Here is an 8,934-nt window from a genome sequence, read left to right as displayed (position 1 = left end):
GACCGGCGCGACCTTGCCGAGGTCAAACGCGACCTGGCGCAGTGGATCGCCAAATGGCAGGCCAAATACCCGAAGCTGGTCAACTATCGGAAGCGGAATATGTCGCATGGTCGACAGCAACGGCGAAACATGTGAGTTCGAGATGTCCAGCTTCAGCAACGGGTACGACGTCCTCACTTTCGGCAGCTTGGTGAACGTTGCGAAATTCGTTCTTCCGACCAAATAGTGCATCCAGACGGCGACAGCCGTCGGTTCTTGTTCCGACCTAAGTTGTTCGTAACACGGCTGCTGTCTTGCATCTTGCCGCGCCGGTGACCCAAACCAAAAATGACCCATTAATGGATCACAAAACCTGCTAAAGATTGATTTATCGGGCGATAACGCCGGCCTTGGCCTTGCCAGAGCGATCGCCGTGACCAACGTCTTGCGATCCGACCCGCAACTGGCTGGCACGACCGTCCTTCCGCTTTCTGCCGCGCAGCTAATCATGCCCGGTGATGTTCTGAGCGACGGCAAGCAAGCTGGCAGCGTTGAAACACGCAGGCGAATTGAAATTCGAGTGCGGCGGCGCCAAGATCCGGTAACCGCCGATAGGCCATCCGCACGTCCTTGAAGGGTTACTGGGACAAACGATGCCTGCCCCCTGGCTCGTTGGTGCTTTTCAGGAGACCAGTATGGCCACAACGGCCCCTCGAGACCGAATGGGCAATTGACGCAAAAGGCCGAGGGTCCTTGCAGCATGGGAATGGGCCTTCTTCGGCCGGTCGGTTTCCATCAACGCCACATGGTGAAAGACCTGCCAACGTCCGTCAGGTTTGATCACGGGGCTTTACGAACTTGACGAGCTTATCGATCTTTGCCATATCTACTTAACGGAGGCAAGGAATATGGCATCTCCAAAATCGAAGTCTGGTGTACGAACTGGCCCAGGCCGGCAGGCGCGGACAGCGGCTAAGTCCACACTGAAGGCGGCTTTTCTAGCACGTGTCGGCAAGAGACTGCCGAAAGGCGTTTCCGGCTCCACGCTCACAGTGTCGGACCAAGTTTCTAAAATCATAAAGGTTAATCCCGAGCGAGTGACGGCACTACTAGAGCTATATGGGGAAGCGGTCTTCAGAAGTCGCACCGGCGCTCGAGTGGTCAGCTTTCGTGTCGATGTCGACCCAGAAGGCGCGACAACTGTGACGCCTGTAGAGGAAGTCATCCCCACCCAGGCGCGAGTGCCCGAACAGGTTGGAATCGCGAGCCCCGAACTGCAGGACGCGTTGGCCGCAGCGCGCGCTCGCGGCCGGTTGCGGGCCGCCGAGATCCTCACTGCCGACGATATGCTGAGCGCCGAGGCATTCGCCGAACTGCTCGGCACCACACGGGTGACGGTGAACACGAAACGGCAGAGCGGTCAGCTTCTGGGCCTCGATGGGGCCAAGCGTGGTTTTCGCTTTCCGGTTTGGCAGCTCGACGCCGATGGTAGACCTTACGCCGAACTCGCAGCGCTTCATGAGCGATTGGGAGGGGCGTGGGCGGTCTATCGCTTTCTAGTCCAGCCGCACGGCGAGCTCGAAGGGCTGACAGGACGTGATGCCCTGGAGCGAGGCAAGACGAAGGCTGCTCTTGAAGTTGCCAAAAGCGTCGGCCGAGACTTCCGCTAGATGGCGAAGGTACTCCCGCCTAAATGCTTTGCGGGGTCAAGCCTTCAGATTCATGCGGTACTGGCCGGACTTAAGTTCGGCCGAATCTACATGGATCGTTATCCCGACCCTCTCGGCATCGGGAAAACGCCGAGCCGATTCAGTGATCCGAGGGCGCGCACTCCTCAAAACAGGTTTGGCGTGCTCTATCTGGGCGACACCATCAAGGTCTGCTTTCTCGAGGCAGTGCTACGTGATCAGCGTGACGGCGTAGTCGGCGACCTGCCGATCGACGAAAGGGAACTCTTTGCGCGCAGTTATGCCGAGATTGAGATTATCACCCCACTCAAGATGGTCGATCTGCGCGACGACCGAGCCATCATCATGGGTGTTCCGACCGATGTAGCGAAAGCAGCCCATCAGACTCTGGCGCGCGCTTGGTCGGTGGCTTTCTACAACCACCCCGAGGAGAAGGATGGTATCATCTATCCGTCCCGACTTAACGGGCACACGAACTTGGCCGTGTTCGACCACGCGATCGTGAAGCTGAGGGCGATCCGGGTGATGCAACTGGTCGCCGCACCAGGATTGGCCGCCGTGTTGAACGATTTGCAGGTCAGCATCGTCGAGCCCGATCCATAGTGGCGGGCTTGCGCGGACAATGGCGTTCTCCAAGACCCGGAAGACTAAATTATCCGGGCGGCCCTGCAAGCATTTGTGCTCAAAGTCTGATAGCTGAGGTTAGCTATTTGTTGCGTCAGAAGCGGCATCGACGTTCACCATTTGTGCCTAAAAAGTCGCATAAATGGCAAACTGAAACCGGGTGCCAATCTCATCTTCGGCTGAGGCGATAAGGCTGGAGAATGAGCGACAAGCCGCCGCGCGTCCGGCGCGTTACGCTTCCGGAGATGGCTCTTGAAAATACTTTCCAGGAGAGGCACCGAAGGCCGCGCGAAACACCGCGATGAAGGCGATGTCGCCGACGCTTCGGCCGGCGGCGAGCCACTCCACCGCTTTGAGGAGTTTCGCCTGCTGCCGCCAGGCGCGAAAACTCATGCCAGTCTCCGACTGGAAGTGACGCTGGAGGCTGCGCGGGGACATGGCGTCGACTACTGATCATCGGCGGGGCCTCCAAGGAATGATGTCCGCCTCCGCTGCGGCGAACAGGCCGGAGCCTTCTCCGAAATCATCGTGACTGAACAAGCCCTTGGACCCATCGGCGCATCGCATTATTCTGGGGGCGTGCATTTCCCCTAGGGGGCGCGGCGAGCGCGCCAGAGTCGGCGCAAAGTATCGAATGTTTGCGCGGATCGCGGCGATGGTATCGAGGGCCGACTGGCTGCAGCCGAGCGAACAAAATCCCCGTGCCTGGTCGCAAACCTCGAGCGCAGCGGCGGTCGCGATCATGTGTGGCAACATCCTCTCGCGATTGCGCCTGGTCATTCCGTTCGATTCACCGAGTTCGGCGAAGGCCGCGGTTCAGGTGGCCTCAAGCCTGAAAATTCGAGTCCTTCACGGGGACCAATTCCCTTGCCTGGCCTCGCAGAACCTGTTTCCGGCGGATCAGTAAGGGCAACCAGGCTTCGGTCCAATCAAGCATGCTGCGACCGCTCACGGTGCGATCCTCGCACCCAAATCCAGCCGCTTGTGATCTGCAATGAGGATGGAGGGCTGCAGCAGGACGGAAGCAGAACGGGCCTGTTCTAGAGGCTCGTATTCCTAAGCAAAACATCGCCCTCCACTCCGCGTGGATAGCGGGTCAGCAATTCGAACGAAGGCAAAAGATCAAGAATGGCTTGCAGGGACAGCTGACCTTCATAGAGCTCGTGGTCGCTATATTCCGTGTAGATAAAGCGCGTGTTGCTCAAGGTCTGTCTGCCGCCAGCAATGACATCTGACTCGGCTCCCTGCACATCCATCCAGATGAAATCGATCTTTTTCAGGTTCGCTTCGCTGCACCAGTCGTCAAGCCTTCGAGTTTCAACTGACATGGGGCGATCGAACCGAACCCAAGCATGTTCGACAAGATGATTCTTGGGTCGGCGTATCGAGCCAGATTGGTCCCATTCCTCCGCGCTTCCTTCTCCATTGCTTGGATGGAAATCAATCGTGCCATTTCGGTTGCTGAGCGCGATTTCAAACAGTTTCACCTTGTCCAGGTACGGATTCATGTTTTTCTTAAAGCGAGCAGCCGCGCGAGGGTCTGGCTCAAAGCAGTAGAGCTGTGCCTTCGGGCAAAGGCTGAGAAAACGTCGCGTATCGGTTCCGTCATTGCAGCCGATGTCCAGGATGACGGGATCGGTTTTTTGCAGAAGTGAAACGATATGCCGATGTACTTTTAATGAAGAGATCGGTTCCTGCATATGCATTTCCATCGAACTTTACCTCAACGCCTCAATTGCACACGCGACATCCCTGGAAGGTATATCAACCGGAACTCCGGGGGCTAGCGCCAGGCAACTGCGATTTTTTTCGCATGATCCCGCCTCGACCGCGCCGGTCGGTCCATGAATCTTTCGGAAGAAGTTGGACAGTTTGACTAGTCGGCGAGTGGCAGCTCGCATTCTCAGTAGACCTGTTCTCCCGGCCGACGTTTTCATATCCGCTATTCTCTATAATTCGTAAAATCGATTGTATTGATGGAACGCATCCGCACGATGGATGTTTGGCAAGCCATGCACCTGTGATTGGCCGGGAGAGGACTACGTTCGCCGGGTGGCGCTTACGTGGACCCGATCACGCTTCGTGGATGGACTAAGGGCGGATTTCTTCCAGGCCCAGTGTAGATGCTATGGCCGGCGGCGAGCGTGTGGCACCCTCGGCGCTGTTGAGCAGCTATCTAAGGAGCGTCCCCATGTCACCATTCTTTGATGCAAGCAGATCCCTTACCGCCCGGCGTTGGTGCACGGATCTTTTATTGGTGTGGGTTTAGGCAAGCGGTAACCGCAATAGCCTTTGTAGCGTAGCCATGCCTTTCAAACACAATGCCAGCCGCCGCCATCATAGAAGATGAAGTTCAGGGTGACGAACTGGCCAGAATATGAGGCAGGACTTCGTCATCGCGGCAGTTTGACCCTGTGGGTGACGCCGGAAGCCTGTCCAGGTGGCAAGCGCCAAGACACGTGGCGGCCAGCACCGCTATTCTGATCTGGCGGTCGAGACCACCTTGACGCTGGGCCTTGTGTTTGGCCTGCGGCTGCGCCAGGCAGAAGGCTTGCTGGAATCGGTGCTGCAACTGATGGGGCTGGCGCTTGCTGTCCCCGATCATACCACCCTGAGCCGTCGGGCGCGGGCATGGCAATCGCCCAGCAAACGGCATGATCGCCAGGTTCCGCCGGAGGGACCAGTGCATGTTCTCATCGACAGCAGCGGCCTGCAGGTCTACGGCGCGGGTCAGTGGCTGGAGGAGAAGCACGGCGCCAGATCCCGTCGCAGTTGGCGCAAGCTGCATCTGGCACTGGATGCCGACAGCGGCGAGATCATTGCCCATACCCTGACTGATCAGGACACTGGCGATGTCTCTCGAGTTGAGCCACTACTCGACCAGATTGGCGGTCCGATCGGACAGTTTACTGCTGACGGCGGCTATGACGGAAAACCGACTTACGACGCAGTCATCAATCACAGCGCGGCTGTCGCCATCGTCATTCCGCCTCGTGTCAACGCGGTCGAACCATTCGACGATAGACCTGCCGGCCAAAGGGACCAGCATATCGCCGCAATCGGCAGAGACGGCCGGATGAAATGGCAGGTCTCCAACGGTTATGGCAAACGCTCGCTGGTCGAGACCGCCATGGGGCGATACAAGTCCACCATCGGGCGGCGTTTGCGGGCACGGTCGCTTCCCTTCAGCAGACCGAAGTCGCCATCGGCTGCGCCGTCCTCAACCGCATGCTTGCCTGCGCACGCCCGAAATCCGCCCGCCGCAAGGCGGCCACGGCATAGTCTGCCGCTTCAAAGATCGACATCCGCTCAAGTCCGGACCGATGCACCAACGCCCTTCTAGGGGAGATTCTCTTTTGCCATCAGTCTCGCTCATTGGTACCTAGGCTGTGCAACGCGCAGGTAGCCACAATGGCAAAACGACCTAGCGCGCTTCAGCCCGTTCCCCCCAAAGCTTCCGAATAACCGGCTCGTACTCCGGCCTTGAACAGAATTGGCAGTCGGGCTGCCGCGGGCGCAGCGTTCGTCCCCGTGCGATTGGCAAGTCCATGGATCGATCGACCAATAGTTTGTGGTGGCTAAGCCTGCAAACGACCTGAGCATCTCAACTGCCATCAGTACGCCGGCCGGCCGATGCTATTGTGCAAGTTTCGCAGCACTGCGGGTGGCGATATCGCCCAAGACAGCATGAAGAAGCGTTCCAACTTCCTGTTCGGCGACCCCGGGTGCAATTCCTGATTCGGACAGTTGAACGAGAATTGCCTTGGCGGTGTTGCGCCAGAAGGCGTTCGCGTCCTCCCCGTTCTTGAACTCCAGGACCCGGGCGATCCCTTCGACCAACTTCCGCCGCCGATGCAGCGGAAACGCGCTTATGTTTGAATCACACATCGATCACCTCACCCCTTCAGTCGCGCGAATAAGCATTGGCGGGTGAGAAAATTTGGTTAACAGCGCTTTTTGGACAATGGACAGCAATGGAATAAAGCGTCTACCCAACAAGCCAAGAGGTGTGCCGCGTGTTGATGATCGGCGCGTGCTGAACGGCATCTTCTGAGTGCTGCGCTCCGGTGCTCCATGGCGCGACCTGCCTCAGAGCTATAGCCCGCGCACCACCTGTTGCAACCGCTTCGTCCGATGGCGAAAAGCAGGTGTGTGGCTGCGCAGTAACGAGTCTACGGCCTAAGGTTTGCGGAGCCTCACGCCGGCGCGGCTGCCGTTCTCCGGGATGAACTCGACGCCGGCGGCCTAGAGGGCGATGCGCAAGGCAGCAACGGTTCGCTCTTGTGTGGGGCTCTGTCGGGCCGCGACATCTACTTAATGTCTACTCTAGACAGTCGCCGCGACCATAACTTTGATAGCAAGTCAGGGTCGCGGGATGCCGAGCCGCTTGAAATACCGAGTTAGGTCCGGGTGCTCGCGATCGTCCTGCCTCACCCGCGCAAGTGCGTCATCATCGCCGGCGAGCGCCATAACCAAACCGCGAGCGCTTATTCTCCACGGAGCACCGGGCATTGTCTGGTTGTGAGGACGGTGCTTGATAACCAGCCGCCTGAGTGTGTCGTCGCTTACGTTGTAGTCGTACCTGAACAGATCAATGGCCCTCTGGACCGTGATCGCTCTGCCCGTGGGATGTAGAGCGGCCGAAGCCGTTCGCCCTGTTTCCGGCGCTGTTTTGACAGCGCGCGCATTGGTCATTCGGGCCATAGCGCTTTTCTGCGGCCCGGCGTTTCGCCCGACATCAAGGAACGATATCGCCCCCCATGTATTAGAGATGCATGGACACTATGGAACCCCACGGCCACGGGATGGCGGCCGACCTTTTGACATCGGAAGTTGCCAATGCCAGGCAGCGCATCCACCGGACCGAGTTCGCGCTTCAACGCACTGAAGAAATGCTGGCCGAAAATCTCGCGCTGTGCAGCAGGATACGAACTGCGGTCGAGGCCGCAGACCGCTTGATGAAGATCGATCCCCCCAGCTTTGAAGGACGTCGCGCCGGTTGAACTGGGCCGGCGTTTTCATTCGTCGTGACCTTGCGGCACCCTGCCGCAAGAGCCTGCCCTATTGGCATCACAGTGTGAGCAAACATTGGACAGAAGCATCCAACGTTCACGATGTGCAACACCGACGCCAGCCCGACACGAATCTTCAGTTCAAAGAGCCAGGATTAATGCTGCGGCAAACGAAGGTGGCACGGGGGTCTTCGCGCGAGCCAGTTATACGATCTCCCGCTCAGAAATTTGTAATAAATATTCCGACGTCCTGATGGAACATTCGTTGCGGGCGAGTTGCGGCTGATTGGGACGGACTTCCCGAATATGACAACCAGCAACAAAGCAGACCATCAGTCTGTCTCCGAAGCGTTTCGGAAAGTGATCCGTTCCGAAGGCTATCAGCATAACGTACAAACTTCTTAAATCTGGTGGTCGAACCAGAACTGTCGCCAACCCTACAGTCATTGCTTGCGGCTATTGATCGGGCCAAACGGGGGCGACGGAAGAAGTCCCGACGGAAGAAGTCCCTTAGCGGGCCGGCTGAGCGTCAGGTCCAAAGAGTATAGAGGCTCGCCTCTGGCTTGTCCCTCCGATTCCCACTCAGAAGTCTATCAAACATTCTTCTTGATTTTACCCGACACGATCATGAATGTTCCGCGTGGGTTCTCGCTGAGGTGGGAGGCCTGGTATGAACGTTTGGACGAACTGCCGACCCCGCAAAGTGACTGCACATGAGCTTGTTGAAGAGCTGATCTTACAAGCCCGTCGCGGCCAAATCATCTCCGTCAAAGAGACCATCGCAGTGGTGCGCCGAGACGGGCCGCATCTGATGGAAAGTGACTGCGAGCTGGTCGCTCTTATTGTCGAGATTGCCCCAGCCTTTGGCCTGTTTGTCGGGTTCGATCTTCGCGAATAGCCGCATGGCTCTCCACTGGTTCTCCCCTCAGTCTACGGCAGGACCGACAGCACCCAGGTTATGGACGAAAGGCGGATCGAAGCGCGCTCTATAGGTCGAGAGGGGGTCTTCGCGCGAGCCAATTATCCGATCACCCGATCAGAAACTCTAGCTAAAAAAATTGCTGACTGTTGCGGCCAGCACCGTGCCAATTTGTACGATTCGTACATGGCGTTGATGTCGGTCAGGAAGTGAGTAGATTCCCTTTCGGTGTCCCTGGGGAGGGCTGGATGAGCGTCGCGCAAAGGGTCGGTCCGCTTCTAGAGCAAGCAATCGCCGTACTCCTCAATAGGGTGGACCGTCGCGACACGGTCTCGATCAAAGTGGCGCTGCGCGAAGCGCGGGAGGCCGCGCCTTATTTGGTGGCCTCCGACGAAGAACTGACCGAGGCGATCGTCGAGGCAGCAACTGCCATGGGCCTCTGCGTGGCTTTCGACTGTGGCGAGTAGCTCTCAGCCAACTTCAGTCACTGTGGCATCGCAACAAAGCGCGCCGTCCTGCGCTATTTTCCCATTTTCAACAGTTAGAGGTAATCCGCAATTACCTTCGCAACCTGCTGCCTGTAGAACGGGAGCTGCCGGCTGAGCGAAGCTATTTGCTGGAGGAACTTGATAAGGTCGACAAAGAGTGACCGCATGGCCCGCCACTGGTTCAACCCTCCGGTCCCGGTCAAGACCGAGCGTCCCGGGATCAT

General features: G+C 57.9%; 8 protein-coding genes and 4 pseudogenes. 9 read left to right on the top strand and 3 right to left on the bottom strand.

Annotation, left to right across the window (positions count from 1 at the left end):
• Positions 1–376 precede the first annotated feature (376 nt).
• From NKI50_RS29745 to NKI50_RS29735, 3 genes and pseudogenes are all read left to right on the top strand, one after another.
• Positions 377–613: pseudogene (locus NKI50_RS29745) on the top strand (OmpA family protein); the annotation flags it as partial.
• Between the two features lie 274 nt (positions 614–887).
• Positions 888–1,649: an XRE family transcriptional regulator gene (locus NKI50_RS29740; protein ID WP_352718530.1), complete on the top strand. Its 762-nt coding sequence runs from the start codon at positions 888–890 to the stop codon at positions 1,647–1,649.
• A gap of 90 nt (positions 1,650–1,739) precedes the next feature.
• The gene (locus NKI50_RS29735; protein ID WP_352718527.1) at positions 1,740–2,270 is read left to right on the top strand and encodes an RES family NAD+ phosphorylase; all 531 of its coding nucleotides are present in this window, start codon (positions 1,740–1,742) and stop codon (positions 2,268–2,270) included.
• Between the two features lie 252 nt (positions 2,271–2,522).
• Here the strand turns inward: NKI50_RS29735 and NKI50_RS29730 are convergent.
• Positions 2,523–2,732 (bottom strand): annotated as a pseudogene (locus NKI50_RS29730) (helix-turn-helix domain-containing protein); the annotation flags it as partial.
• 193 nt (positions 2,733–2,925) lie between these two features.
• On the opposite strand from NKI50_RS29730, the gene NKI50_RS29725 reads away from it, so the two are divergent.
• The gene (locus NKI50_RS29725) at positions 2,926–3,198 is read left to right on the top strand and encodes a hypothetical protein (RefSeq protein ID WP_352718524.1); all 273 of its coding nucleotides are present in this window, start codon (positions 2,926–2,928) and stop codon (positions 3,196–3,198) included.
• Positions 3,199–3,331: 133 nt separating this feature from the next.
• Here the strand turns inward: NKI50_RS29725 and NKI50_RS29720 are convergent, their stop codons facing one another.
• The gene (locus NKI50_RS29720) at positions 3,332–3,979 is read right to left on the bottom strand and encodes an FkbM family methyltransferase (RefSeq protein WP_352939813.1); all 648 of its coding nucleotides are present in this window, start codon (positions 3,977–3,979) and stop codon (positions 3,332–3,334) included.
• Between the two features lie 617 nt (positions 3,980–4,596).
• On the opposite strand from NKI50_RS29720, the pseudogene NKI50_RS29715 reads away from it, so the two are divergent.
• Positions 4,597–5,573 (top strand): annotated as a pseudogene (locus tag NKI50_RS29715) (IS5 family transposase).
• A gap of 354 nt (positions 5,574–5,927) precedes the next feature.
• On the opposite strand, the gene NKI50_RS29710 reads toward NKI50_RS29715, so the two are convergent.
• Positions 5,928–6,179, bottom strand: coding sequence for a DUF6074 family protein (locus NKI50_RS29710; protein ID WP_023722593.1), 252 nt, complete (start codon positions 6,177–6,179; stop codon positions 5,928–5,930).
• A gap of 76 nt (positions 6,180–6,255) precedes the next feature.
• Here NKI50_RS29710 and NKI50_RS29705 point away from each other — a divergent pair.
• The 4 genes and pseudogenes from NKI50_RS29705 to NKI50_RS29690 all read left to right on the top strand — a co-directional run.
• A pseudogene (locus tag NKI50_RS29705) lies at positions 6,256–6,453 on the top strand (transposase); the annotation flags it as partial.
• A 643-nt stretch (positions 6,454–7,096) separates the two neighbouring features.
• The gene (locus NKI50_RS29700; RefSeq protein WP_352718521.1) at positions 7,097–7,294 is read left to right on the top strand and encodes a hypothetical protein; all 198 of its coding nucleotides are present in this window, start codon (positions 7,097–7,099) and stop codon (positions 7,292–7,294) included.
• A gap of 679 nt (positions 7,295–7,973) precedes the next feature.
• The gene (locus NKI50_RS29695) at positions 7,974–8,201 is read left to right on the top strand and encodes a hypothetical protein (RefSeq protein ID WP_352483823.1); all 228 of its coding nucleotides are present in this window, start codon (positions 7,974–7,976) and stop codon (positions 8,199–8,201) included.
• 269 nt (positions 8,202–8,470) lie between these two features.
• Positions 8,471–8,689, top strand: coding sequence for a hypothetical protein (locus NKI50_RS29690; RefSeq protein WP_352718519.1), 219 nt, complete (start codon positions 8,471–8,473; stop codon positions 8,687–8,689).
• Positions 8,690–8,934: the final 245 nt, after the last annotated feature.

Origin of the sequence: Mesorhizobium sp. M0563 (assembly GCF_040321065.1) — a bacterium.
Lineage (GTDB): Bacteria > Pseudomonadota > Alphaproteobacteria > Rhizobiales > Rhizobiaceae > Mesorhizobium.
Note: the sequence above shows the minus strand (reverse complement) of the source record. Positions and strands in the feature narration are given on the sequence as shown.